This window comes from Lentzea sp. NPDC006480 (assembly GCF_040611995.1).
Lineage (GTDB): Bacteria > Actinomycetota > Actinomycetes > Mycobacteriales > Pseudonocardiaceae > Lentzea.
The window spans coordinates 51,385-75,526 of record NZ_JBEXPJ010000015.1 but is presented as its reverse complement, the minus strand read 5'-3'; the positions used below and the strand labels follow the sequence as shown (position 1 = coordinate 75,526).

Below are 24,142 nucleotides of genomic sequence, written 5' to 3'. Positions count from 1 at the left end.
CATGACGCATGGAGGTCGAGATCTACACCGACGGCGCCTGCAGCCCCAATCCCGGTCCAGGCGGCTGGGGTGCGGTGCTGCGCTACGGCGAGCATGAGAAGGACATGTACGGCGGTGACATCGGCCCGACGACGAACAACCGCATGGAACTGATGGCGCCCATCATGGCGCTGGAGAGCCTCACCCGAACGTCCACGGTGAACCTCTACACGGACAGCACTTATGTCCGGAACGGCATCACCTCGTGGGTCCACGGCTGGAAGGCGAACGGCTGGCTCACGAAGGCCCGTGAGCCCGTCAAGAACGCCGACCTGTGGCGCCGCCTGGAAGAGGCCGCCAACCGGCACGAGGTGGAGTGGCACTGGGTCAAGGGCCATGCGGGCCACCCGGAGAACGAGCGCGCTGACCGGCTGGCCGTGCGCGGTGTGGAGGAGGTGACGGGGCGGGAAGTCAAGCAGCCCCAAGCAAAACCGAAGAAGCCCGCGAAGGTGAAGCAACCGCGAGAGCTCAGCGGCGAACCGTGCGGCGCGCCCACCAAGAAGGGCACGCCGTGTCCGATCACCGCTGGTGCCAACGGACTGTGTCACGTGCACGACCCGGCGTTGCAGTGTGGTGCCCTCACGAAGAAGGGCATGCCCTGCACGATCGCGACCGGCGGTGGCCGGTGCGAGTACCACCAGGACTCGCTGGAGCTGTTCAGCTGACCGCGAGGTTCACGTGACGACAGGTGAAGCCGCGCGTCGCACGGCTTCACCGGACGGCCCTGCCGCGAAGTTCACGTGACGGCGAGAGAAGCCAGCAACCGCAACGCGTCCTCGGACGGGCTGCCCGGCGCGGCCACGTAGGTCACCAGGACCTGCCCCGCGTCCGACGTCAGCGGTTCCGCGGCCAGCTCCAGCGGTCCGAGCTGCGGGTGGTTGACGCGCTTGAACATCGGTGCACGATCGCGCACGGGATGCTCCGCCCACAACGCGCGGAACACCGGCGACACCGCGGACAGCTCCTCGACCAGCGCGAGCAGCGCCGGGTCGTCGGGGTGCACGCCGTAGTCCGCACGCAGGTAGCCGACGTTCTCGCGCGCGCAGTCCATCCACCCGACGAACAGCTCCTGCGCGGCCGGGTCGGTGAACATGTAGCGCACCATGTTCGGCTGCTCGCGGAAGTCCGTGACGAGCGCCGCGGCCAACGGGTTCCACGCCAGCACGTCGAGCCGCCGGCCGAGCACCATGGCGGGCACGCCCTGCAACGCGTCGAGCAACCACCTCAACGCGGGCCGCACCTCCTCCGACGACGCCACCACCCGCGTGGGCCGCGCCAGCCGGTAGAGATGCGCGCGCTCAGCCCCGTCCAGGCCGAGCGCCGCGGCCAGCGCGTCCAAGATCGAGTCGGACGCGTTGGCGGCGCGCCCCTGCTCCATGCGCGTGTAGTAGTCGACGCTGATCCCGGCCAGCTGCGCCAGCTCCTCGCGGCGCAGCCCCGGAACGCGCCGCCGCGAGGCCCGCACCGGCGGGTCCAGTGCCGCGCGCCGTGCCCTCAGAAACTCCCCCAACTCGCTCACGGACCCCATCATGCCGGGATCGCCCCGACCAGTCCGCCGTCCACGACGAAGTCCTGCCCCGTGACGTACGCCGCACGCTCGGACAGCAGGAACGCCACCACGTGCGCCACGTCCTCCGGCTCACCGAGGCGCCCCATCGCCACCTGCCTGCGGAACGGCTCGCCGTCCTCCACGTTCTCGTGGAACATGTCCGTCGCGATGTACCCAGGGCTCACCGTGTTCACCCGAACGTGCGGCAACTCGGCGCCGAGCGTTCGTGCCAGGCTGTGCACCGCCGCCTTGCTGGCCGTGTACAGCGACGCCCCGGCGAACCCGCGATGCACCGTCCACGAAGCGTTGAGCACCACCGACGCCCCCGGCTTCAACCGCGCCTGCTGCACCGTGAAGTAGACGCCCTTGAAGTTCGTGGCGAACACCCGGTCCACGTCCTCCTCGGTGATCTTCCCGAACTCCGCGAACACCCCAACTCCGGCATTCGCGAACAGCCCGTCGACCTCCCCGACCGACTCCATCAACGCCTCGACCTCAGCCAGCCTCGACACGTCCGCGACGACGGTCTCGACGCCGATCTCCTTGCGCGCCAACGCCAGCCGCTCCGCGGACCGCCCGGCCACCACGACCCGCGCGCCCTCCTCGACGAGCACCTTCGCCGTCGCGAGCCCGATACCGCTACCGCCACCTGTGATCAGAAACGTCTTCATGACCACGAGACTCCAGGCCTGCGCAGCGCCCAACCAGACCCGCTCTTTCCTGGGTCTGCGAAGACCAGGCTGAACCCGGCGAACCGGCGTAGCGTCCCGGTCATGCTTCCCGAATCCGCCAGGGCAGTGCTGGAGTCCAACGCGCTGGGCCACCTCGTGACGCTGGGCAAGGACGGCGCACCCCAGGTGACCATCATCTGGGTGGGCCTGGACGGCGACGAGATCGTCTCCGGCCACCTGATGGCACACCAGAAGGTCCGCAACATCCGCAACGACGGCCGCGTCGTGCTGTCCCTCGAGACTCCCGTCATCAACGAGATGGGCCTGCAGGAGCACCTCGTCATCTACGGCACCGCGCGCATCACCGAGGGCGGGGCGCCCGAGCTCCTCCAACGCCTCGCGCACACCTACCTCGGCCCGGACGTGAAGTTCCCGCCGTTCGACTACCCGCCGCCCGGCTTCGTCACGCGCATCAAGGTCGACCGCGTGGCAGGCGTCGGCCCCTGGGTCTCCTAGAGCTCGTAACAGGAGTGGACGGCGGGCCGGCCCGTGCAGTTCGGGCCTGCCCGGTCGTCCGCGCCCAGACAGGTGAACGGCAGCCGCGGCCGCCCCTCGCCGGTGTAACCGACGCGACGGTTGCGGTTGTCGTAGGTGAATCCGGCGTCTCGCAAGGCTTTGGTCAGCGTGCGGCCGAACGGGTGCCATCGGCGCGGCGCACGCTGGTGACGTCGGAGCCGGCCAGCAGCCGGCCGCCGAGCGGGCAAGCTGGGGAATCGGTACGGGCAGCAGGCCGACGTTTGTCAACCACGTGATGCAATCCGGGCACGCTCACGCAGGGGTACCCCCGAGCTGGGAACCCCTACATCTCAACGTACTCACGAGGTCTGACACTGGTTCGCGATCACGAGCCTCCGCGGCCGAGCGACGTGGCCGACAGGTCGCCCGGCCGGGCCGCCGCGCCCGACCAGCGTCTCCCGCTCAGGCGCAAAGCGCGAATCCTCAGCGCCCGCGCGGCTACTTCGCGAGGCCTCTCTGCACCGTCGCGCACGCTCACGCAGGGGTACCCCCGAACTGGGAACCCCTGCGTTTCAACGTACTCACGAGGTCTGACAGTTCGGCAGGAGCGATCACCAGCACACCTTGGCCAGGCGGGCCATGCCCTCGGCGATTTCCTCGGGTGTGTTGCTGGTGAACGACATCCGGAGCGTCGAGTGGTCCGGTGCAACAGCGTAGAAGGGCGCGCCCGGCACGAAAGCGACGTCGTGGGTCAGAGCTTCCTTCAGCAGTTCGGCGCTGTCGACGGAGCCGGGCAGGCGCAGCCACACGAACATGCCGCCGTCCGGGTCGGTCCACGTGGTGCCGTCGGGAAAAGCGCCGGGCAGTGCCGAGATCATCGCTGAACGCCGCTCGCCATAAGCCGCGCACAACCGGGCCACGTGCGCGTCGAGATCGTTGTGCGTCAGGTAAGACGCGCACGCGGCTTGGTCCACAGTGGACGTGTGCAGGTCGGCCGCCTGCTTCACGATCGTCAGGGTGCGCAGCAGTGAGGCAGGCGCGCGCAACCAGCCGAGGCGCATGCCGGGCGAGCCGATCTTCGAGAAGCTGCCCAGGTAGATGGTTCTGTCGCTGATGGATGCGAGCGGTGCGACCGCGGCGCCCCGGTAGCGCAGCTCGCTGTACGGATCGTCCTCGACGACCCAGAAACCGTGCTCCGAAGCCAGCTCGGCGATCTCGGCGCGGCGCGAAGACGACAAGGTGCGGCCCGTCGGGTTCGCGAACGTCGGCACCAGATACAACATCGACGGCCGCGACGAGGCCACAACGGACCGCAATGCCGAGATGTCCATCCCGTCGGCGTCGGCGGCGACCGGGACGATCCGGGCTCCCGCCATCTGGAAACACTGCAGCGCGGCCAAATACGTCGGTTCCTCCACGGCCACGACGGCGCCCGGTTCCAGCAGGGCGGTCGCGACCAGGGCCAGCGCCTGCTGCGAGCCTGTGGTGATCAGGACGTCCGAAGTGGGCAGCCCGCGGGCCGTCAGCCGGTCGGAGATCAGCGAGCGCAGGGCCGGATTTCCTTCTGTGGGGGCGTATTGCAGCACCGAGCGGTCTCGCAGGGCGTGGTCGTAGGCGGCGCGCAGACCGTCCTGGTCGAACAACTCGGGGGCGGGAAGTCCACCTGCGAAGGAAATCACCTCGGGACGGGAGGTCAGCGCGAGCAGATCGCGCACCGGGGAGCTGGCCACGGGGAGGGTGCGGTGCATGAACTTCACGTTAACCGGCGCGGGTTCCAGGCGGATGCGGATTTTCTGTCGGTGGTCGTGACTAGCGTGGCGGGCATGGACATTGAGACACGTGGAGACCAGCCCTACGCCGCCATCAGGGCCACCGTCACGCTCGAGACGTTCGCCAAGATCGCCCACCGCTTTCCCGAGGTCATGCAGTGGCTGGCCGATCGCGAGTTACCGATCCTCGGCGCGCCGTTCTTCCGGTACTTACGCGTGTCGGGCGACGAGTTCGAGGTCGAGGCCGGCATTCCCACCATCGCCGAGGTGCCCGGCGAGGGCGACGTGTTCACCGCGACGCTGCCCGCCGGTCAGTACGCGGTGGCGGTGCACGAGGGCAGTCCGGACGGGCTGGCCGCTGTCACCGAGGAGCTGCTGGCGCACACGGTGCGGTTCGACCGCGACGGCGACAGGTGGGGCGCCCGCCTGGAGACGTACTTCACCGACCCGGCCGTGGAGCCGGATTCGAGCAAGTGGACGACGGAGGTGGCGATCAGGCTCGCGGACTGAGTTCGGGCTCGCGCGTATATGCCGAGTGAGCTATATTGCTGGCATGGCATCTACATTCGCCGTGCTGGCCGATCAGAGTCGCCGGGAGATCCTCGACCTGCTGCGGGAGCGCGAGCGGCCGGTCGGTGACCTCGTCGACCGGTTGACGCTCACCCAGCCGACCGTCTCGAAACACCTCAAGGTGCTGCGCGAGGCCGGTCTCGTCGAGGTGCGCACCGACGCCCAACGGCGCTGGTACCGGCTCGCCCCCGGTCCGCTGGCCGAGATCGACGCCTGGCTCGCGCCCTACCGGCGGATGTGGGAGAAGAGCCTGGACGCACTCGAACGCCGGCTCGACGAGATCGAAGGGGACTGAACCCGTGGACGCCGAACTGCAGATGATCGAGGGCAAGCCCGTCCTGCGCTTCGAGCGCAGGCTGCGGCACTCGCCGGAGAAGGTCTGGCGGGTGGTCACCGAGCCGGCCGAGATGAAGCACTGGTTCCCGGCCGAGGTCACGATCGACGGCCGGAAGATGAGTTTCACCTTCCCGAGCGAGGCGCCGGTCGACGCGGACGGCGGCGAGGGCGAACTGCTGGAGTCCGACCCGCCGAAGGTCTTCGCCTTCCGCTGGCTCAACGACGTGCTGCGCTTCGAGATCCTCCCGCGCGAGGACGGCTGCCTGCTCGTCTTCACCGCCGTGGTCACGAACAAGCTCTCCGTGGGCCGCGACGCACCAGGCTGGACCACCTGTCTCGACGCACTGGTCGCCCACGCCGACGGCACGAAGTTCGAGCCGCCGACGGAGTGGCTGCCGCTGATCGAGCACTACATCGCCGAGTTCGGCCTCGACGAGGGCACCGACGAGCCGGCGGGCGTCACGTTCGTCCGCGACCTGGTCTGGAAGCCGCTCGACGAGGTCTGGCAGCTCCTGACCGAAGGCGCCGCGGACACCGCGGTCCCGGCCCGCGCCGTCCACCCCGGCCTCACCCCGGGCAAGGTCACCAGGGCCGAGGCACCACACCTGCTGGAGTTCGAATGGCTCCAGGACGGCGCACCGAAGGGCGTCGTCCGCTGGGAGTTCGAGCACGTCAAGCTGCAGGGCACCACGGTCACGCTGGTCCAGGAGAACGCGCACGGCCCCGAGGCGCTCGCGGCCTGGCACGTGCACCTGGAGCTGTTCTTCGCCGCCACTCAGGGCGAGATCCGCTGCCCGTGGCCGAAGGACCGGGAGGAGGAGCTGGCCAAGCGCTACGCGGAGCGCTGAGCCCCAGCGCACTCAGGCAGGACACGGCCACGCCGGCAGGAGTCCCGGCCGAACGCGGCCGTCCGGCGACAACGGCCGCGCCACAGGGCATCACTCGTGCTGCACCCGGTCGACGAGGCAGGCCCAGTCCGGCGCGGCCCGCCGTCCCAGCCGCCGGGCCGCCCGGTGTTCGTGCTCCAGCACGGCCAGCCGCCGGTCGCGCGGATCCGGCGCCAGGTCCTCGAGCCGGAGCACGTCGGCCGGGGTCAGCCGGAAGCTGACGAGCTTGGTCGAGTCGATCCGGGCGATCGTCCACCAGCACGTCGCCGCCGCGTACTCGCAGCCGAGCGAGCGGAACTTCTCCTCGGCGAGGAGGAGGTCCAGCACGGCCTCGGGCTTCTCCCGAGTGGCGAGCAGCAGGTCGGCGCGCACCTGCAGGGACCTGGCGACCGCCTCGGGGAAGTCCGCGGTGGTGATGACGTCGGTGACGAACTCCTTGCCCTCGTTGTACTTCCGGGCGGCGAGGCACAGCCTGGCCTGCAGCACGGCGAGCCACTGGTACGGCTCGGTGCCCGGCGTCAGCAGTCCCTCGGCCACCTGAGCGCGCTCAAAAGCCGCACCCAGCTCCGAGCGGTCCCGCGTCATCTCGTACCGCAGCAGCTGCCGTTCCGCCTGGAGCGAGGCGCACACCCCGACCTCCTCGCTCGTCGGACCGGAGATGGAGCGGAACAGCGTGGTGGCGAGGATCAGCAGGTGCTCGCAGTTGCGCAGGTAGAACTCCCGGTCGTACGGAAGCGCTTCCGTCGCCATGTGCAGCAGAACGCGCGCGTGGGCACGTTGCCCGCGTGCCGCCGTGTACAGATCGCGGTACTTCTTCGCGATCTGCGCCCCCTCTTCGGCCACGGACGCCGCCTGGCTGAACCGGTGCTCCCGCAACAGGTACCACGACTGGCCCGACACCAGGACCTTCGCCTTCAACGCGCCTTCGCCCTTCAGCGGCAACGTTGACGAGAGCGTCTTCAAACACACGTCGGACAGCCGGCTGACCAGACCCACGTCGCCGTGCGCCTTGGCCACGCCGACGACCGAGTCGAACGCCCTGGCGAGCTCCAGGTCGCCTTCTCCCTGCTCCACCAAGGAACACGCCAGCTCGTAGGCCTGCGTGGAGGACGGCGGGCAGGCTTCCAGTCCAGCCAGCATCATCCGGGTCTGGTAGACGCCTTCCGGTTCCGCGCGCATCACACCACCCCCGGCCTCGAGCGCGCCGAGACTTCGCACCAGCTCCTCCTCACCGTGGCGGTTACCCGGATCGAACCGGTGGATCACCAGCTGCTGCAGCACCGACGGCAACGCGTTGGCGTCGATCCCCGGCGGCACGACCGGCAGCACCGCGCATCCGTGCGCGCCGCCGTGGTGGTAGATCTTGTGCCGCACCAGGCCCGCCTCGTAGCGCACTCCCCTGCGCTCCACGAAATCGTTGGACAGCAACGCTTTCAGATAGTCGTCGGACACGATGACCAGGACTGTCCGATCGCGGACCGCCGTCTCCATCCAGGCCGGAATGGACAGCGGGTGGATGATGCTGAGATCGCCGTCCCACAACACGTCGAAACCGCGTGCCCGCAACGCCGCGACCACCGCCGACGCGGTAGGGCCTCCATCGCTACTGCTGTAGCTAACGAATATGGCCATCGCAGCACCCTCCCCAACCGGGAACCTCAAGGGGCCGAAAGCGATTTCTGGTGGTGTCACACATGGTGCGCCTCCTGCGGGTGTGGTCGCGCACCGATCCGGCTGGACCGGTGCGGCGAGGACCAATCACCCGAACGGGACCTGGATGGCGGCACTCATCAGGGGTCGAACGTCATACGCTGACGGACGGCGACATCGCCTCGCCTCATGGGACTGGGGTTCGGTTGTGGTTGCCATCGGGCGAGTGGCTGCGCCAACAGCCACCCGCCCGGCCTCGCGGATCAAAGACCTCCCAACTCCCGTAGCCGCCGGTCGATCACGTTCGGCGTCTCCTCGGCCGGCAACGCGTAGTTCTCGAGCTGGTGAAAGCGGCTCAAGTACTCCTTGAGCTCCGGCCCGGACGTGATGATCTCGTCGCGACCTGAGTGCTCGAGCAGCAGCGCGAAGTCCTCCTCCCCCTCGGAGAACTCCAGGATCGCGAACGAGCCCGACATCGCCGCGTGGATGCCGGTGGAGAAAGGCATGATCTGGATGGTCACGTGCGGGAGTGCGGCCACTTCCTTGACCCGCTGCAACTGCTTGCGGAGCACGTCGCGGTCACCGATGACGCGGTGCAGCACGGACTCGTCCAGGCAGAAGAAGATCTCGGGGCCGTCCGGCTCGAGCAACCTCTGCCGCTCCATGCGGATCTCGACAGCACGTTCGGCCCGCTCACCCGACATCCCGTAGGTCGTGATCAGATCGCGCGCGTACTCCGGCACCTGGACCAGTCCGGGGATGACGCTGAGCTGGCACTGGCGGATCCGGATCGCGGACGCCTCCAGCTCGACGAACCTCGCGAACTGCTCACTGAACAAGCCCTTGTACTTCTCCATCCACGCCGACTTCGACTGCCGGATCGCCCTGGTCATCCCCACCAGTTCGGCGACACGGGCGTCGTCCCGCACGCCGTAGTGGAACAGGAGCGCCTGCACGTCGGTCACCGAGATCTTGTTCTCCCCCTTTTCAATCCTGATCAGTTTCGAAACGGACCAGTCCATCGCTTCCGCGACAGCCTGCTGACTGAGATCGAGTCCGACCCGCGTCTGCTTCAGCTCTGCGAGCAGGCGCTTCTGCAACACGACCGGACTTTCCTTGCGGGGCAACACCCCTCCTCCCTCAATCTGCTAGGTAGCAGAATGGTAGTGGCCAATTGGAGGGGTTCCACAATGCTTGTCAACCAATTGACCAGTTTCAGAGGGAGAAATAGCAGCCGAAGCGGCGGCTGATCAACTCGCTGACGACTTCTGGGTGACGGCATCACCCGTTCGGCACACTCACGAACGCGCGAGAGCCAGGAAGGCGCGCCACCCGGTGAACGAGACCGCGAGCCACAAGCCGCGGTCCTTGGAGTCCCTGACCCACATCACTCCGATGCCACGAGCGAGTTCAACGCAGCTGGATTCCCCGCTACCGCTGTATGAGCTGCGCTTCCACGTGAGCTCTGCCGCCATCATCGCCCTCCCGGCGCGGTCCCCGACCCGACAAGGCCACACCCGAGACTAGGTCCGGCAAGTTGATCGAGACACCGCCAGAGGTGCGCCGCCCAGTGGACAGAAAGGTGTCAGATCAAGGACACGGCGACAGCGAAAGTTGTTGGTACGACCTGGAATCAGAGCAACGCGAACCGGTCAACGCCGACGCCGCTGATCAGCAACCGCTCCTTGCGGTTGCCGAGCAACCGCTGCGTCCAGTCGGTGAACCCGCCGTCACCGATCTCCTCGCCGTGGAGATAAACCTTGTAGCACAAGCCTTTGTAGTACCCGGTCCGGCGCGACGGGTCGGCGGTCAGCGAGCCGCGCACCACCTCGAACCGGGGATCCAGCACCGTCACGCGGACTTCGACGTCCCCGCAGGCTTCGCGCAGCAACGCGATGTGCTCGGCGAAGTGTTGCCGCTCAAAGGCAAGCGAGCCACGATCACGTCCAGCCGACACCGCGGCGAACAACGTGAAGTGCGCGAACCGCCCGGCTCCTTCGAACACCTGCGCCCGCACCACGCGCTGCACAGCCGCAAGCCGCACGTCATCGGCCGATGACCGCCGACGCACCGCGGCCTCCAACGCCAGGGAGTTCGTCGGATCAGCCGCGACCTCGGTGCCCCGAGTCGTGGACAGCACGTTGTTCTGGTCCAGCTCGGCGACCGCGGAGCACGTCCCCAGCGGCACCACCGGCGAAAGCCCCACCGTGGAGAACGACGGCGGCAGAGCCGACAGCAACCGGTCCTCCGCCGCCCGCAGCACCGCGAATGGAACCGAGGCAGGACCCACGAAGCGGTCGGAACGGTACTGCCGCAACACATCCGGCCCCGACAACGCCCCCGCGCGCCGCCGCGTCAGCGCGAGCAAGAAGGTCGTGAGGTCGCTGCCGGACAACCGCGCGAGCCGGTCCAGCGCGTCCTCCCCGCCCAATGCCCGCAGCACTCGGCTCAGCGCACTCATGCCCACCATGATCCCCGCACCGGCCACTGGTTTTCCGCGAGCGCACCCGGTGATCACCTGGCTACCCTCGAGGGCATGACCGACGCGACGCCGGTGGGCGAACTCTGGGGCCGCCGGGCCGCGCACCGAGCAGCTCTCGGCGCGAAGATGTCCCTGCCCGCCTGGAAGACCGCGATCGAACGCACGAACACCGGTCCCGGCAGCACTCTGCTCGACCTCGGCTGCGGCAGCGGCGAGTTCTGCGCCCTGGCAACGGAAGCGGGCGCGCACGCCACCGGCATCGACGCGTCACATGAAATGATCAAACTGGCCAGGAAGACCGCACCCGCCGCCGAGTTCCACGTGCGCGCGCTCGGGCCGCTGCCTTGGCAGGACGGCACGTTCGACGTCGTCACGGCGTTCAACGCGCTGTTCTTCGCGGACGACCCCGAGGCGGCGTTCGCGGAGGCCGTCCGGGTCAGCAACGACTACGTGGTCGTGTGCGACTGGCACCCGGAGCACCCGAGCGACACCATCACCGTCGGGTGGAGCGTGAAAGGTCCCAGCGGACGCCGGCACGCGAAGACACCGCAACCGCAGGAGAAACTGACGATCGACATTCCGCAGCACTTCCCCGACGAGGCCACGATGCTGCGCGCCTTCCTGAGCACAGGCGGCTACCAGCCGATCATCGAGGCCGATGGCGAAGAAAGTGTGGCGCAGAAGATCAGGGCCGCGACCGAACAGTTCCGCACTCAAGACGGCGGTTATCGGTTCGCGAACAAGTACCTGATGTCGGTCTTCCGCAAGAACCCCAGGAAATGAATCAGGCAGCGGAAAGGATCTCGTAGCCGGCCGAGGTGAGGGCTGCGGGGCCCGGACGGGTGCTGATCAGGCCCGCAGTCCTCAGGCGGAGGCCGGCGAACTGGTCGGCGCAGCACAGGCCGTCGACGAGCAGGGAGCTTCCGGAGATCTCGCAACGGCCGTCGGCGACGGCTCTGAGAACTGCGCGGTCGCGGTGTGTGAGCGATGAGGCGGTCATCTTCTTCTCCTCGCGGTAAAGCGTGTACTTACTAGTACGTCGAAGAAGAAGGGGTCGGTTCGACATCATCGGCAGAGAATTCCGCGCGCACCCCCAGAAGACGTACGGCGCGGCCGTGTTCGAACCGGTCGAGCACGGTCAGCGCGGCGGCCGCGAGATCGTCCGGAGACGACGTCGGCGCAGGTAGCTTCATCAGCCGCACCTTCGTGAAGAAGGGCACGAAGCGCACCTTCACACCCACCCGCACGACCGGCCGCCCCTCAACCCGAACGTCCTCCGCCACCTGGTGGGCCAGACCAACGACCTCGCGCCGGATGTCCTCCATCGACGTGAGGTCCTGCTGGAAGGTCTTCTCGTGCGACCGGGACTTCACCACCCACGGCGTCGCGGACACCACCGGGTCGCCCGCCCCCAGCGCCACGGTCCGGAAGTACGGGCCCATCCGCGGCCCGAACCGGCCGGCCAACGCCTCGACCGGCGCCGACGCCAGGTCTATGACGGTCACGACGCCCAGCTCGGCCAGCTTGCGCTCGGTCTTCGCCCCGATCCCCCACAGCGCGGACGTCGGCCGGTGCCCCATCACCTCGACCCAGTTCTCGCGGGTCAGCTGGAACGTCCCGGCCGGCTTGCCGAACTCGGTCGCGATCTTGGCCCGCAGCTTGTTGTCCCCGATGCCGACCGAGCAGTGCAGACCGGTCGCGGCCAGCACCGCCGCCTGCAACGACCGGGCCAGCTCGAACGGGTCGTCCACCGACGCGCCGACGAACGCCTCGTCCCACCCCATCACCTCGACGACGACCGGGAACGACCGCAGCACGGCCATCACCTCCGCCGACGCCGCCTCGTACAGCCCGTGGTCGACGGGCAGGAACACGGCGTCGGGCAGCTTCTTGAACGCGGTCCGCAACGGCATCCCGGAATGCACGCCGAACTCCCGCGCCTCGTACGACGCCGTGGCGACGACCGCGCGCTCGGTCGGGTCGCCGTTGCCGCCCACCACCACGGGCCTGCCGCGCAACGACGGGTCGCGCAACACCTCGACCGCCGCGATGAACTGGTCGAGGTCCACGTGCAGGACCCAGTCCGCCATGCTGGACAGTATGAAACGGTCGGCGGGGATCCTGCTGTTCAGGCGAACGGACCAGCTAGAGGTGCTGCTGGGGCACATGGGCGGCCCTTTCTGGGCCCGCAAGGACGCCGGCGCGTGGTCGGTGCCGAAGGGCGAGTACACCGAGGACGAGACGCCGGAAGACGCCGCGCGCAGGGAGTTCACCGAGGAGCTCGGACTGCCGGTGCCCGCTGGTGAGCTGATCCCGCTCGGCGAGGCCAAGGGTTCCGGCAAGGTCATCACGGTGTGGGCGCTCGAAGGCGACCTGGACCCGGAGACCGTCACGCCCGGCACGTTCGAAATGGAGTGGCCGCCGAAGTCGGGCCAGAAGAAGGAGTTCCCCGAGGTCGATCGCGTGCAGTGGTTCAGCGTGGAAGAGGCGAGCGCGAAGATCGTCTCCGCGCAACGCCCCTTCCTCGAACGACTCACGGCCAGATGGCCGAGACCCACTCCGGGTGGTCGATGAACGGGTTCCGGTTGTGCTGGTACCTGTCGAAGATCACCTGGTTGCGGCGCTTCTCGAACGCGTCCGGCGGGTCCTGCTGGCTCCACTGCTTGAGCACCGACAGCTTGCCCATGAGCGGAGCTGAGCCGTTGCCGACCGAGTTGTTGAGCTCCAGGTCCGGGCCGCTCTCGTAGCGCACGGCCATGTAGAACAGCATCCGTGCGACGTCGCCCTTGACGGCGTCACGCGGCTCGAACGAGTCGCCGTCCTTGCGGCTCTGCGGAGCCTCGGTGACCGGGCTGCCACCGTTGTCGAAGTCCAGGCTGCCGCGGGCGGCGTTGACGTCCACGTCCTCGGGCTTCAGGTGGTGGATGTCGTTGCCCGGCGTGTCGTTCTCGTCGAAGGGGCCGTGCGACTTGGCCCAGACGTGCTCCCGGTTCCAGTCGGCACTGGTGGCGCCGTGCTGCGCCTTCGACCGCGAAATGCCGCTGTACACCAGGATCACGTTGTTCGAGTTGTTCGGATCCTGGTCGGTGTCCATCAGCGCATCCCAGACCGCCCCGTAGCCGATCACCGTGTGGTTCTTGATGATTCCGTTCAACGCCGACTTCAACGCGGCACCGGACTTGCCGCAGGCCGCCGTGTAGTAGGCCTCGCAGGACGTCGGAGGCGTTGTCGTGGTCGTCGGCGGAGGCGTTGTTGTAGTGGTCGGCGGTGCCGTACCGGCGAACGCGAACGCCGTCGTGGAGATCAGACCGGCGTGTGAGAAGTACGCGCTCAACGTGCCCGTCACGTCGATCTGCTTGCCCAGCAGCGACGGGTTCGACTGCATGCCCCACGACGCGCGGAACGCCGACGGGATCTGCACGTAGACCATGTTCGACGTGCTGGTCTGGGACGCCGAGTCAGCCAGCGCCAGCGCGTAGTCGCTCGGGTAGTTCGAACGCACGACCGTGTTGGTAGCAGTGGGCTGACCCACGACGTATCCCCGAACCGTGTTCGCGGATCCGTTCTGCGTGGCGATCGCCTGGGCAACGGTGAGCGGAACTGCTGCGACAGCGGCGGTCGACCCGTACAGGCCGACCGCCGCCAACAAACCGATGACTAACGCAAGTGGACTCCACCGCGCCATGTGCCCTCCCCGATCGCGTGAATGTTGTGCACACGATCGGTTGAGCCGGTCAACGGATGGTTAACGCTTGATCACGGCACCAGGACGACCTTGCCCGTGGTCCTCTTCGACTCGACGAGCTCGTGCGCCTTCGCGGCGTCCGCGAGCGGCACTGCGTGGTCGATCTGCACCTTGAGCTGCGGCAACGCGGCGAGGTCGGCCCCGGACGCGGAGACGCCCATGAACAACTCGAACCGGATGCCGAGGTCCACGGCTCGGTCAACGTCAAAACCCGGATTGCCCGGAATGATCGACACGAGCACGCCACCGGGCTTCAGGACCTTCGCGGACCGCTCCGCGTAGTCCCCGCCGATCGTGTCCAGCACGACGTCGACCGGCTCGATCGACGTGAAGTCCTCGTGCCGGTAGTCGATGAGCTCGTCCGCGCCGAGCGAACGCAGGAAGTCGTGCTTGGCCGCCGACGCCGTGCCGATCACGTGCGCACCCTGCGCCTTGGCGATCTGCACCGCGACGTGCCCGACCCCACCGGCCGCCGCGTGGATCAACACGCGCTGACCCGCGGCGAGCCCGCCACGACCGACCAGCGCCTGCCACGCGGTCAAAGCCACCATCGGTACCGCGCCCGCCTCCTCGACGGTCAGGTACGACGGCCGCGCCACCAGGTCGGACGCGTTCGCCACGGCGTACTCGGCGTAGCCACCGCCGGTGCCGGGCCAGGTGAGCAGCCCGTGGACCTCGTCACCGGCGGCGAACTCGGTCACTCCCTCACCGAGCTGCTCGACGGTGCCCGCGATGTCCCAGCCCAGCGTGAACGGCGGCTCGCCGAGCGCGGGGTAGCCACCGGCGCGGATGTACGTGTCGACCGGGTTCACGCCGGCCGCACCCACCTTGACCAGCACCTGACCGGCTCCGGGCACCGGCTTCGCGACCTCCGCGACCTCCAGCACGGACGCGGCCCCGACGGTCTTCTGCGTGATGACTCGCATGATGATGATCCCCTTCGATGTTCTCGATGGGCACCATCTTGCAGTTAGCGCCAACTTTTAGAAAGTAGGCACTTCGAGGTAACTAACTCTCTCGGAGGTACAAGTCGCGAAGCAGGGCGACCTCGGCGAGGTGGTGGATCACCTCGCGGTTGATGTGCAACACGAGAGTGGCCATCGGCTCCTCGGCGAACGGCCCCTCGGCCGGACCGACGGCCTTCGAGAGGTCCGCCGTGCGGGCGCCGGCCATCCACGCCTCGTAGGCGTCGTCCAGCTGTTTCAGCGCCTCGTCGGCGGTCTTCGCGTACTGCCACGTCGTGTAGTCGACCGGCGGACCACCGAAGTGCGAGGCAGTGCGCATGTTGAAGACGCCGACGATGATGTGCGCCATCCGCCACGCGATCGTGGTGACCGGCGCGGGCTTGGGCTGCGGGTGCTCGAAGTCGACCGAGCCGACCGGGCGGACGGTCCACGCGTCGGGCACCGGCTTCCAGAAGTACTCGTCGTCGGTCAGGCCGTCGAGCCGCGGCCGCGCCTGGACCCGCCAGTGCCAGTCGAGCTGGTCTGTCAACTGCTTGTTCCAGTCCATGCCGGGAACGGTAAATCCGTTTGCGGACATCCACTGTCCTGGAAACACTCGGCTGGTGGAGATTCGCACCTCGCGCGCCGAGGACGTGGACCAGGTCGAGAAGCTCATCATCTCGCGGATGGACCCCAGTGACGGAGTCGACGCCCGCCTGCTGATGACCGACCCGGACGCGGGCTGCGAGTGGGTCGCGGTCGCCACCGACGGCGAGCGGATCGTCTCCACCGCCACGCTGATGGACGAGACCATGACGCTGGCCGGCCTCGACCTCCCGGCCGGACAGGTCGAACAGGTGGCCACGGACGTCGAGCACGAGGGCAAGGGCCTGGTGCGGCGGCTGATGGGCTGGGCGCACGACAGGTCGGCCGAACGCGGTCACCTGGTCCAGGTGATGATCGGCATCCCGTACTTCTACCGCCAGTTCGGCTACACGTACTCGATCCCGGTCAAGCAGACCAGGCCGCTCGTCACGAAACCCGAACCCGTTGCGGGACACACGATCCGGCGTGCGACCGAAGCTGACATCCCGGTGCTCGAACGACTTCAGCGCGACCCCCAGGAAGACGTGGACCTGCGCATGGGCCACTCCACCCCGTGCTGGCGCTGGCTGATCAACCGCACCGGCTCCACCACCTGGGTCGTCGAGCGCGCCGGCACGCCGGTCGCCGCCGGCCGCAGCACGCCGCCGGAGGAGGGCGACGTGGTGCTGGGCGAGATCGCCGGAGACGACGAAGCGGTCAGAGCGTTGGTGCAGCTGGTGAATCCAGACCAGGTCGTCGAACGGCTGCCGGTGCTGGAGGAGTTCCTGGCACCCCGGCGCCCTGGCCTGGAGCAGTACCTGGTGCGCATCCCGGACGTGCCGAGGCTGTTCGAGCACCTGCGCCCGGTGTTCACGAAACGCCTGCGGGGTCAGGAACCCGCCGACGTGCTGCTCGGCTTCTACCGCACCCACGTCCGCTTCCGCTGGGACGGCACCGGGATCGGTCCGTACGAGTGGGGCGGCACGATGATGGGCCCCGGAGAGGAGGGCGGGGCCGGTATCGCCCCGGACCTCCTCGCTCCGTTGCTGTTCGGCCCGCACGGCATCGACGGGCTGCGCCGGTGGTTCAGCGACGTCTATCCCGGCCCGAAGTTCGACCTGATGAACGCGCTGTTCCCACCGGTCACCAGCGACCTGCTGACGTTCTACCTGCCTTAGGGCAGGCCCCAGAACCGTTTCGTGTTCGCACCGGCCGGAGCGATCACCAGTTCCGGCGACGTACCGCGCGTCTTCACCACCACGTCGTCGTTGCGCGCCAACGTGATCGTCAACGTGCCGTCGGAGTTGGCCTCGAACGGGACCGCCGAACCGTCGAACCGCACGACCTCGAACGGCCCGGCGAGGTTGCCCGGATGCAGCCGCAGAGGCTCACCGGCCACCGACTTCACCCGGATGAACTGGGTCTTGCCCGCCTTCCGCACCGCGCTGACCAGGAACGCACCCTCGGTCCGCACGTTGTGCACGGACACGCTCGCCCACGCCGCCGGCACCGCGGGGAAGACCCGCACGACCCCGCCCCAGCTCTGCACCAGCATGTCGTGCATGGTCTGCGCGCCGGAGAGCGGCGTCTCGATGACCGGCCCGGACTCCTTGTACATCGTGTTGGGCTGTACGTACTTGTCCAGCAACGTGACCAGCTGCCCGCGCGCGCTGTCGCCGTCGCCCAGCAACGCGTACATCGAGCCGGAACCCGTGAAGGTGTAGCCCTGCAACGCACCCGTGAAGCTGAGCCAGTGCTTCATCGACTTCTGCAGAGCGTCGCGGTTGGCTGGGATCGCCGGATCCAAGTTGTGGAGGGGGTAGAACCACAGCAGGTGCGAGTAGTGCCGGTGCGACTTGGTCAGCTTCAGGTCGGCGCCGATCCAGAACCCCTGCGTCGAGTCCTGCGGCGGCTTCACCAGGTTGTCCATGACGTCACGCCACTTGACCAGCAACGGATCCGCGAGCCCGAGCCGGGAGTTGGCCCAGATCAACGTCCTGCAGCCCCAGTGCAGCAGCGCGAGGTCGTAGTTGCAGTCCTTTGTGGACCCGTACTCCGGCGAGAACGTCTTCGGCAGGTGGTAGACGCCCTTCGAGTCCTTGGTCAGGAAGTGCAGGTGGTAGTTGACGGCGCGGCGCAGCAACGGGAACACCTGGTCGCGCAGCACGGCGTCGTCCATCTGGTGACGGTAGGTCAGGAACGCGTTATGCAAGGCCCACAACAGGTTCCCGCACTCGGGATCCCCGTCGGCGCCCGGCTGCGCGACACCGCCCTTGAGGTCCTCCTGAGTCGTGCGGGCGATCCCGGCCGAGTCCGAGCGGTACTGCGACGGCGCGTTCGCCACCAGCGCGTCCCGGCTGCGGTCCAGTGACGCCGAGAGCGAGTCCAGCTCCCAGTGACTCGTGGCGTTGAGGATCCAGTACTCCAGCTGCACGTTGAGGTTCCACCACGTGCCCGGCCACGGCGTCGGCTCAAGCCACGGCCCGCACGTGCCGAGCACCGGGCGGTCGCGCCGGGTCGCGCAGGCGAGTTTGTAGAGCTGGATCCAGTAGAAGCTCTCCAGGCGGGTGTCGGCCACGGACACGAAGCTCTTGGGGTAGAAGGAGTTCCACCACGAACGATGCTCCGCACGGAGCTGGTCATCAGTCAGCACTGAAGCAGTAGTGAGCGTTTCCGACGCAACCGAGTCCGCGTTCTTCGCGGGGAAGGTGTGCGCGACCGTGGCCAGCAACGTACCGGACCGCAGCTGCCACCGGGTCACCGTCTGCCCGCCCGCCACCAGGTCCTGGGTGCAGACGGTGCCGCTGACCTTGGGATCCGGGTTGGTCTTCAACCCGGACGGCGCCGGCTTGAAGTCGAGCCGCGGGCTGCGCGCCTTGTCCGGCACGAACGTCCACTTCACCCGTTCCGCCCCGGAGCGCACCGAGGCCGAGACCAGCAGCACGTCCCTCGACGCGTGCACGAACGCCCGAACGTCCAGCACGCCAACGGAAGTCGTGACCGTGCCGGTCAGTTCCGCGTTCCACAACGAGAGCCGCAGGTCGACGTCCGTGATGTCACCCGCGGTGTCGAACAGGAAGTGGCCGATGGGCAGCCGCGCGTTGCCGAAGTTCGTGCCGCCGGTGCCCTGGTGGTCGCGCACGCGGGAGTCGCCGATCTTGAACGCGAGCCGCTTGCCGACGCGGTACACGGCCGTGCCCAGACCCCCGTTGCCGAGGAACGGGCCCTGGTAGAAGGTCGTCGGCACGGACGCCCACACCGGGTCGAGGCCGCCGAGGTACGACGCCCAGTCGACCCGGTCGTCCAGCCCCCCGGCGGCGGCGGAAGCGGTGGAAACTCTCGAAAGCGCCACGGCACCGGCAGTGCCGGCGAAGAGGGTGCGACGGGAGAACAGCACGACGACTCCATCCTCGAAATCGGGAGGCGGCGGCCGATTCATCGGATGTGTAGTCCTCTGAAGCGTTCCGTGTCAATAAACCGTGTGCTCGGTCTGACCTTGGCGCACGCATGACCTCGGGAGACATCCGATCTAAGTGAGAACGCGCTCGCAGCAGCGTTGAGCGCCGAGTACAGCACCCTCCGGTTGATCCTTTCCCGTTTCGCGGGTGCTCCAGCACCATGAGGGCATGGCCTACGACGTCGCTGCGGTCCGCGCCCACTTCCCCGCGTTGCGCGAGGGTGCCGCGCACTTCGACGGACCCGGCGGCTCGCAGACGCCGGACGTCGTCGGCGACGCGGTCCGCGAAGCCCTGACCTCGGCGATCTCGAACCGCGGCAGCGTCACGGCCTCGGAACGCCGGGCCGAGGAGATCGTCCGGAAAGCCCGCCGCACGATGGGCGAGTTCCTGAACGCGGGCGCCGTCGTGTTCGGCCGCTGCATGACCCAGCTGACCTACGACTTCTCCCGCACGTTGTCGAAGAACTGGCGGCCGGGCGACGAGATCATCGTGACCCGGATCGATCACGACGCGAACATCAGGCCGTGGGTGCAGGCGGCCGAGGCGGCGCGGGCAACGGTCCGTTGGGCGCCGTTCGACCGCACGACCGGTGAGCTGCCCATCGAGGCCGTCACGAACCTGCTGTCCGACCGCACTCGCGTCGTCGCGATCACGGCGGCGTCGAACCTGCTCGGCACCCGCCCGGACGTGGCGGCGATCGCGGCGGCGGCGCACGAGATGGCGGCGTTCGTGTACGTCGACGGCGTGCACTACACACCACACCTGCCGGTGGACATCGAGGCGATGGACGCGGACTTCTTCGTGTGCTCGCCGTACAAGTTCCTCGGCCCGCACATGGGCGTGCTGGCGGCCGCGCCCGAGCTGCTGGAGACGTTGCGGCCGGACAAGCTGCTCCCGTCGGCCAACACCGTGCCGGAACGGTTCGAGCTGGGCACGCTGCCGTACGAGCTGCTCGCGGGAACGACCGCCGCGGTGGAGTTCCTGCGCGGGCTCGAAGGCCTCGAAGAACACGAGTTCGGGCTGCGCGACCAGCTCGAGAACGGGCTGCGCGAGCTCGGCGTGCGGATCTACAGCAAGGCCTCGCAGCGCACCCCGACCGTGCTGTTCTCGGTCGACGGCCTGGAGCCCGCCGAGGTGTACCGCAGGCTCGGCGCCGAGGGCGTCAACGCTCCGGCGGGCCACTTCTACGCCATCGAGTGCTCGCGCTGGCTCGGCCTGGGCGACAAGGGCGCGGTGCGAGCGGGCATCGGCCCGTACACCGACGAGTCCGATGTGGACCGTCTGCTCAAGGCCGTCGCGAAGATCAGATGAACAGCAGCAGGCCGACGTAGGCGAGCCCGATGAACACGCTGATGTTGAGCCTGCGGGTGATGCGTTCACCGTGGTGGTCGGCGATCAGCGAACGAGCGCGCGCCCACATCAGCTTCTCGCCGGCCTGCTTGTCCGGCAGCTGCGGGGTCGTGATCACGTCGCCGTGCGGGCCGAACGCGAGCATGAGCTGAGGCCCGGCGCGGCGGACCCCGTGCAGCTGCGCCCACGGCACGCGGTAGGTCCAGATGCCCGTGTAGAGCATGACGGTGTTGTGGTCGAGGCGGAGCAACGGCTGGAAGCGCGTGACGGCGGACAGCACGCACTGCACGCCGATCAGGCCCAGGATGATCAGCTCCGGGTAGTACTTCAGCGCGATCAGCGCACCGGCCGCGCCGAGCAGCAGCACCACGCCCTCGGTTCGCCTCCGGTCGCCCGGCCACATCGCGTGGGGCAGTTCGACCGGCAGGCCCGCGGTGACCGGCTCGCCCGGCAGGTGTGCACTGTGGACGGTGTGCCGCGGCCGGACCCGGCTCAGCGTGCTGGTGGCCACGACCTCGCCCTCGACCAGCAACGCGACCTGGCCGCCGTGGTGCCACTCGCCCGCGACGAGGACCTCGGCGGGGTCGAGCTGCACCGGCGCGTCCTCCTCGCCCCGCCACACCCGGCCGAACTGCTCGGTGTCGTGGTAGAGCGGCTCCTCCAGCCCGAGGTCGGCGAGCGTGGCCACGGTCGCGATGTCGGTCTTGTGGTACCGCAACAGGATCCGGCGCGGCCCGACCGGATGTGCCTGCAACCTGAGCGCCTTCACCGGCCCGGTCCACAACGCGCGGCGGCGGCGTTCACGGGCCGCGAGCATGATCGCCAGGAACACCGCGGCGCCACCGAGCGTGAGCCACCACGTGACGTCCTCGGGTTCGTTCGCCATCTGCACCCACGAGCCGTCCGCGAGCACCATCACCGCGTCGCCGATCTGGTACGTCTCCGGCGCGAGCGGCTGGAACTTCGCGCGCTGCCTGCCCGGCAGCTCGACCCACACGTCGTAGGTGTCCTTGATGTCGACGACCTCGGCCTCGACCCGGTTCGCCTTCGCGGCGTGCTGCTCGATCTCACCGTTCGTCAGGTCGTACTGCACGAACGTCAGAAAGCCGAACAGGACGAGCAGCACCGCGATGATGCGCAGAACTCCGCGCGGTGGCGGCATGTCCGGCAACGAGACGGCAGCGGCACCCGCGGCAGCGTGCTGGTCCGCGCGCGACCGGAGCGTCCACGCTGCCACGATCGCGCACGCAACCGCGTGCAACCCGAACGCGACGTTGGCCGTCGACGACCCGTCGAGCACGATGTCCAGCGCACCGAACGCGACACCCATCGCACAACCCGTGAGCACACGGCCGAACAACAACAGCAGCGGTGTGGCCAGCAACGGCACCACGGCGAGCGCGAACACGGGGTCCGGCAGACACGGCTGCGCGGCCGTGCACGGGACCTCGTTCGCGCTCACGGCGAAGTAGAAGGCGACGATCCAGCCACCGACCAACCCGACCTTGGTCACCCACCACGGAACCGCGGCCGATTGCCACCGCTGGACGTCCATGACGCGGATCATGACACGACCGTTGCTCCGAACGGTGCGATTCCCCCGCAAAGAAACGGGTATCCGCAGGTCACTTGAACCCGGAGGTGGACATGCTGGCCCTCATCGCCGCAGTCGCGTTCGGTCTCGCCCTGATCCTCGATCTGGCGAAGACCGCGCTCGGTGACGTGATCACCGCCAACACGCTCGTGGTGCTCGGGCTGTTGCTGCTCGCCCTGCACATGGCAGGGATCGGCTCCGGCACCCGTTCGTGGAGCTGGCGCCGTGCCCGCAGGTAGCGAAACCGCAGAAGAGACCGTCGACCGCCCCACCAAGTTGCCCAAGGGCGCCTGGTGGGGCGTTCTCAAACGGACGGTCAAGGAGTTCAACGACGACAACCTCACCGACTGGGCGGCCGCGCTCACCTACTACGCGGTGTTGTCGCTGTTCCCCGGTCTCATCGTGCTGACGTCCGCTCTCGCGCTGTTGGGCGAGACGACGACGCAAGAGCTGCTGAAGTACGTCGACCAGGTCGCACCGGGCCAGGCGGGCGAGCTCATCAAGTCGTCCGTCGAGGAGCTGCAGAAGAGCCAGAGCAGCGCCGGGCTGCTGGGCATCATCGGCGTGCTCACGGCACTGTGGACCGCTTCGGGCTATCTCGGCGCGTTCATGCGCGCGTGCAACGCCGTGTACGACGTGAAAGAGGGCCGGCCGTTCTGGAAGACCGTGCCGATCAGGCTCGCGCTGACGCTGGGCTCGGTGGTGCTGGTGTCGCTCACGCTCGGCGCGCTCGTGCTGACCGGGGACGTCGCGGACACCGTCGGCAACTGGCTGGGACTCGGCGATGCCGTCGTCACCGTGTGGGACATCGCCAAGTGGCCGGTGATCCTGCTGCTCGTGTCGCTCGCGTTCGCGGTGCTCTACTGGGCGGCGCCGAACGTGCGGCAACCGGGCTTCAGCTGGATCACGCCCGGCAGCCTGCTCGCGATCGTGCTGTGGGCGCTGGCGACCGTCGGCTTCGCGGTCTACGTGGCGAACTTCGCGTCCTACAACAAGACCTACGGCTCGCTCGGCGGCGTCATCGTCTTCCTGGTGTGGCTGTGGATCTCGAACATCGCCGTGCTGCTCGGCGCCGAGTTCGACGCGGAGCTGGAACGGGGCCGCCGCATGACCGAGGGCGAACAGGACCCCTCAGCCGAGCCGCGTGATCTCCCCGGGTAGCTCGGCCTTGACCGCCGTCCACACGCCGTCCGGTCCCGGTTCGACGCGCTCGCTCGTGTCACCGGGCACGAGCACCCACAGCTGGTCCTGCTTGGACAGCCACACCACCCCGATGCCGTCCGCGCGCGAGCTCGTGGCGTACTCGTAGGACTTGCGGAACACCTCACCGCCGTTGCGATCGGTCACCTTCACCTCGCTCGCGCTCTCGGCGTGCGCGACGAACTTGCCGCTGGGCGACGTCTTCGGTGCGCCGGGCCGGGCGAACCTGTCCTCCCGGTCGCTGCCGCAGCCAGCGACCAGGACGAGCGCGAGCACCGCGGCCAGGATTCTCATGACAACTCGAAGACGGGATAGTCACCGGCGCGGGCCAGCAGCTTGTCCTGCGGGGTCGAGGCGTCCATGCCGGGGAAGAACTGCTTCACCTGACCGTGCCAGCGCTGCAGGTAGGCCTGCATGATCACCGGCTTGGCCTCGTCCGGCAGCTCGACGGCGGTGAACGACTCGACCGCACGGCCGCGGCGCAGCTCGCCGGTGCCGACGACGCGCAGGTTGCGGACCCATGACGTGACGCCGCGCGGGGCGAGCAGGTAGCGGGTGCCGTTCAGCTCCAGCAGGTTCACCGGGGCGCTGTACACCTTGCCGCTCTTGCGGCCTCGCACGAACAGGGTGCGCATGCTCCTGGGCCCGAGCCCGAGCTTCACCAGCCTGCCCACGAGCCTGTTCGCGACCTGCTCGAACCCGGTGGGGCGACTATTGCCGTGCGTCATGGGGCTCAAGGTAGCTAGCGTGATCGTCCGTGTGGACCGTTCTCGAAGAGTTTTACGACTCTGTGCCCC

Annotated in this window: 27 protein-coding genes and 1 pseudogene; 11 read left to right on the top strand and 17 right to left on the bottom strand. The window is 68.4% G+C overall.

Features of this window, described 5'->3' with window-relative positions:
• Window positions 1-8: 8 nt before the first annotated feature.
• A pseudogene (gene rnhA, locus ABZX92_RS09135) lies at window positions 9-437 on the top strand (ribonuclease HI); the annotation flags it as partial.
• A 338-nt stretch (window positions 438-775) separates the two neighbouring features.
• Here rnhA and ABZX92_RS09130 read toward each other — a convergent pair.
• Together ABZX92_RS09130 and ABZX92_RS09125 are read right to left on the bottom strand one after the other, a co-directional pair.
• Complete coding sequence (locus ABZX92_RS09130) at window positions 776-1,567, bottom strand: helix-turn-helix transcriptional regulator (RefSeq protein WP_355555691.1); 792 nt, start codon at window positions 1,565-1,567, stop codon at window positions 776-778.
• Window positions 1,567-2,259: an SDR family oxidoreductase gene (locus ABZX92_RS09125; protein ID WP_355555656.1), complete on the bottom strand. Its 693-nt coding sequence runs from the start codon at window positions 2,257-2,259 to the stop codon at window positions 1,567-1,569. Before ABZX92_RS09125 ends, ABZX92_RS09130 begins: the two co-directional genes overlap by 1 nt.
• A 102-nt stretch (window positions 2,260-2,361) precedes the next feature.
• On the opposite strand from ABZX92_RS09125, the gene ABZX92_RS09120 reads away from it, so the two are divergent.
• On the top strand, window positions 2,362-2,775 hold the full coding sequence (locus ABZX92_RS09120) for a PPOX class F420-dependent oxidoreductase (RefSeq protein WP_355555654.1): 414 nt from the start codon (window positions 2,362-2,364) through the stop codon (window positions 2,773-2,775).
• On the opposite strand, the gene ABZX92_RS09115 is transcribed toward ABZX92_RS09120, so the two are convergent.
• A complete protein-coding gene (locus ABZX92_RS09115; protein WP_355555652.1) occupies window positions 2,772-2,930 on the bottom strand; it encodes a hypothetical protein in 159 nt (52 codons plus the stop codon). The two genes, ABZX92_RS09120 and ABZX92_RS09115, sit on opposite strands and share 4 nt — an antisense overlap.
• 456 nt (window positions 2,931-3,386) lie before the next feature.
• Entirely contained in the window at window positions 3,387-4,523 is a 1,137-nt protein-coding gene (locus ABZX92_RS09110; RefSeq protein ID WP_355555650.1) for a PLP-dependent aminotransferase family protein, read from the bottom strand.
• 75 nt (window positions 4,524-4,598) lie between these two features.
• On the opposite strand from ABZX92_RS09110, the gene ABZX92_RS09105 reads away from it, so the two are divergent.
• The 3 genes from ABZX92_RS09105 to ABZX92_RS09095 are packed head-to-tail and all read left to right on the top strand — an operon-like array spanning window position 4,599 to window position 6,298.
• Window positions 4,599-5,054, top strand: a complete 456-nt coding sequence (locus tag ABZX92_RS09105) for a GyrI-like domain-containing protein (RefSeq protein ID WP_355555648.1) — start codon at window positions 4,599-4,601, stop codon at window positions 5,052-5,054.
• A 43-nt stretch (window positions 5,055-5,097) separates the two neighbouring features.
• Window positions 5,098-5,409 carry a metalloregulator ArsR/SmtB family transcription factor gene (locus tag ABZX92_RS09100; protein ID WP_355555646.1) on the top strand — a complete coding sequence of 104 codons (312 nt, stop codon included), beginning with the start codon at window positions 5,098-5,100 and terminating at the stop codon, window positions 5,407-5,409.
• A gap of 4 nt (window positions 5,410-5,413) precedes the next feature.
• The gene (locus tag ABZX92_RS09095; RefSeq protein WP_355555644.1) at window positions 5,414-6,298 is read left to right on the top strand and encodes an SRPBCC domain-containing protein; all 885 of its coding nucleotides are present in this window, start codon (window positions 5,414-5,416) and stop codon (window positions 6,296-6,298) included.
• A gap of 90 nt (window positions 6,299-6,388) precedes the next feature.
• On the opposite strand, the gene ABZX92_RS09090 is transcribed toward ABZX92_RS09095, so the two are convergent.
• From ABZX92_RS09090 to ABZX92_RS09075, 4 genes are all read right to left on the bottom strand, one after another.
• Complete coding sequence (locus ABZX92_RS09090) at window positions 6,389-7,969, bottom strand: TIR domain-containing protein (RefSeq protein ID WP_355555642.1); 1,581 nt, start codon at window positions 7,967-7,969, stop codon at window positions 6,389-6,391.
• Window positions 7,970-8,250: 281 nt separating this feature from the next.
• Window positions 8,251-9,117 (bottom strand): helix-turn-helix transcriptional regulator, encoded by an 867-nt coding sequence (locus tag ABZX92_RS09085; RefSeq protein WP_355555640.1) that lies wholly within the window; start codon window positions 9,115-9,117, stop codon window positions 8,251-8,253.
• Between the two features lie 168 nt (window positions 9,118-9,285).
• A complete protein-coding gene (locus ABZX92_RS09080; protein WP_355555638.1) occupies window positions 9,286-9,462 on the bottom strand; it encodes a DUF397 domain-containing protein in 177 nt (58 codons plus the stop codon).
• 158 nt (window positions 9,463-9,620) lie between these two features.
• Window positions 9,621-10,448 (bottom strand): hypothetical protein, encoded by an 828-nt coding sequence (locus ABZX92_RS09075; RefSeq protein ID WP_355555636.1) that lies wholly within the window; start codon window positions 10,446-10,448, stop codon window positions 9,621-9,623.
• Between the two features lie 75 nt (window positions 10,449-10,523).
• On the opposite strand from ABZX92_RS09075, the gene ABZX92_RS09070 reads away from it, so the two are divergent.
• Entirely contained in the window at window positions 10,524-11,252 is a 729-nt protein-coding gene (locus ABZX92_RS09070; protein WP_355555634.1) for a class I SAM-dependent methyltransferase, read from the top strand.
• Between the two features lies 1 nt (window position 11,253).
• Here ABZX92_RS09070 and ABZX92_RS09065 read toward each other — a convergent pair whose 3' ends face one another.
• Both ABZX92_RS09065 and ABZX92_RS09060 read right to left on the bottom strand, forming a co-directional pair.
• Window positions 11,254-11,469 (bottom strand): hypothetical protein, encoded by a 216-nt coding sequence (locus tag ABZX92_RS09065; RefSeq protein ID WP_355555632.1) that lies wholly within the window; start codon window positions 11,467-11,469, stop codon window positions 11,254-11,256.
• Between the two features lie 31 nt (window positions 11,470-11,500).
• Entirely contained in the window at window positions 11,501-12,559 is a 1,059-nt protein-coding gene (locus tag ABZX92_RS09060) for a DNA polymerase IV (protein ID WP_355555630.1), read from the bottom strand.
• A gap of 10 nt (window positions 12,560-12,569) precedes the next feature.
• Here ABZX92_RS09060 and ABZX92_RS09055 point away from each other — a divergent pair, with 10 nt between their 5' ends.
• Window positions 12,570-13,043, top strand: a complete 474-nt coding sequence (locus tag ABZX92_RS09055) for an NUDIX domain-containing protein (RefSeq protein WP_355555628.1) — start codon at window positions 12,570-12,572, stop codon at window positions 13,041-13,043.
• Here the strand turns inward: ABZX92_RS09055 and ABZX92_RS09050 are convergent.
• From ABZX92_RS09050 to ABZX92_RS09040, 3 genes are all read right to left on the bottom strand, one after another.
• Window positions 13,003-14,154, bottom strand: coding sequence for an endonuclease (locus ABZX92_RS09050; protein WP_355555626.1), 1,152 nt, complete (start codon window positions 14,152-14,154; stop codon window positions 13,003-13,005). The genes ABZX92_RS09055 and ABZX92_RS09050 overlap by 41 nt on opposite strands.
• 71 nt (window positions 14,155-14,225) lie before the next feature.
• Entirely contained in the window at window positions 14,226-15,140 is a 915-nt protein-coding gene (locus tag ABZX92_RS09045; RefSeq protein ID WP_355555624.1) for an NADP-dependent oxidoreductase, read from the bottom strand.
• A gap of 82 nt (window positions 15,141-15,222) precedes the next feature.
• On the bottom strand, window positions 15,223-15,726 hold the full coding sequence (locus ABZX92_RS09040) for a DinB family protein (RefSeq protein WP_355555622.1): 504 nt from the start codon (window positions 15,724-15,726) through the stop codon (window positions 15,223-15,225).
• Between the two features lie 55 nt (window positions 15,727-15,781).
• On the opposite strand from ABZX92_RS09040, the gene ABZX92_RS09035 reads away from it, so the two are divergent.
• A complete protein-coding gene (locus tag ABZX92_RS09035) occupies window positions 15,782-16,921 on the top strand; it encodes a GNAT family N-acetyltransferase (RefSeq protein ID WP_355555620.1) in 1,140 nt (379 codons plus the stop codon).
• Here the strand turns inward: ABZX92_RS09035 and ABZX92_RS09030 are convergent.
• Window positions 16,918-19,140 carry a glycoside hydrolase family 95-like protein gene (locus ABZX92_RS09030; protein WP_355555618.1) on the bottom strand — a complete coding sequence of 741 codons (2,223 nt, stop codon included), beginning with the start codon at window positions 19,138-19,140 and terminating at the stop codon, window positions 16,918-16,920. The genes ABZX92_RS09035 and ABZX92_RS09030 overlap by 4 nt on opposite strands.
• Window positions 19,141-19,369: 229 nt before the next feature.
• On the opposite strand from ABZX92_RS09030, the gene ABZX92_RS09025 reads away from it, so the two are divergent.
• Entirely contained in the window at window positions 19,370-20,512 is a 1,143-nt protein-coding gene (locus tag ABZX92_RS09025) for a cysteine desulfurase-like protein (RefSeq protein WP_355555616.1), read from the top strand.
• On the opposite strand, the gene ABZX92_RS09020 is transcribed toward ABZX92_RS09025, so the two are convergent.
• A complete protein-coding gene (locus ABZX92_RS09020; RefSeq protein ID WP_355555614.1) occupies window positions 20,505-22,118 on the bottom strand; it encodes a hypothetical protein in 1,614 nt (537 codons plus the stop codon). The genes ABZX92_RS09025 and ABZX92_RS09020 overlap by 8 nt on opposite strands.
• Before the next feature lie 80 nt (window positions 22,119-22,198).
• Between ABZX92_RS09020 and ABZX92_RS09015 the strand changes: the two genes are divergently transcribed.
• A complete protein-coding gene (locus tag ABZX92_RS09015) occupies window positions 22,199-22,384 on the top strand; it encodes a hypothetical protein (RefSeq protein WP_355555612.1) in 186 nt (61 codons plus the stop codon).
• A complete protein-coding gene (locus tag ABZX92_RS09010) occupies window positions 22,371-23,306 on the top strand; it encodes a YihY/virulence factor BrkB family protein (protein ID WP_355555610.1) in 936 nt (311 codons plus the stop codon). Before ABZX92_RS09015 ends, ABZX92_RS09010 begins: the two co-directional genes overlap by 14 nt.
• Here ABZX92_RS09010 and ABZX92_RS09005 read toward each other — a convergent pair.
• The gene (locus ABZX92_RS09005) at window positions 23,277-23,639 is read right to left on the bottom strand and encodes a hypothetical protein (protein WP_355555608.1); all 363 of its coding nucleotides are present in this window, start codon (window positions 23,637-23,639) and stop codon (window positions 23,277-23,279) included. The two genes, ABZX92_RS09010 and ABZX92_RS09005, sit on opposite strands and share 30 nt — an antisense overlap.
• On the bottom strand, window positions 23,636-24,073 hold the full coding sequence (locus ABZX92_RS09000) for a nitroreductase/quinone reductase family protein (protein ID WP_355555606.1): 438 nt from the start codon (window positions 24,071-24,073) through the stop codon (window positions 23,636-23,638). The genes ABZX92_RS09005 and ABZX92_RS09000 overlap by 4 nt, the downstream gene beginning before the upstream one ends.
• Window positions 24,074-24,142: the final 69 nt, after the last annotated feature.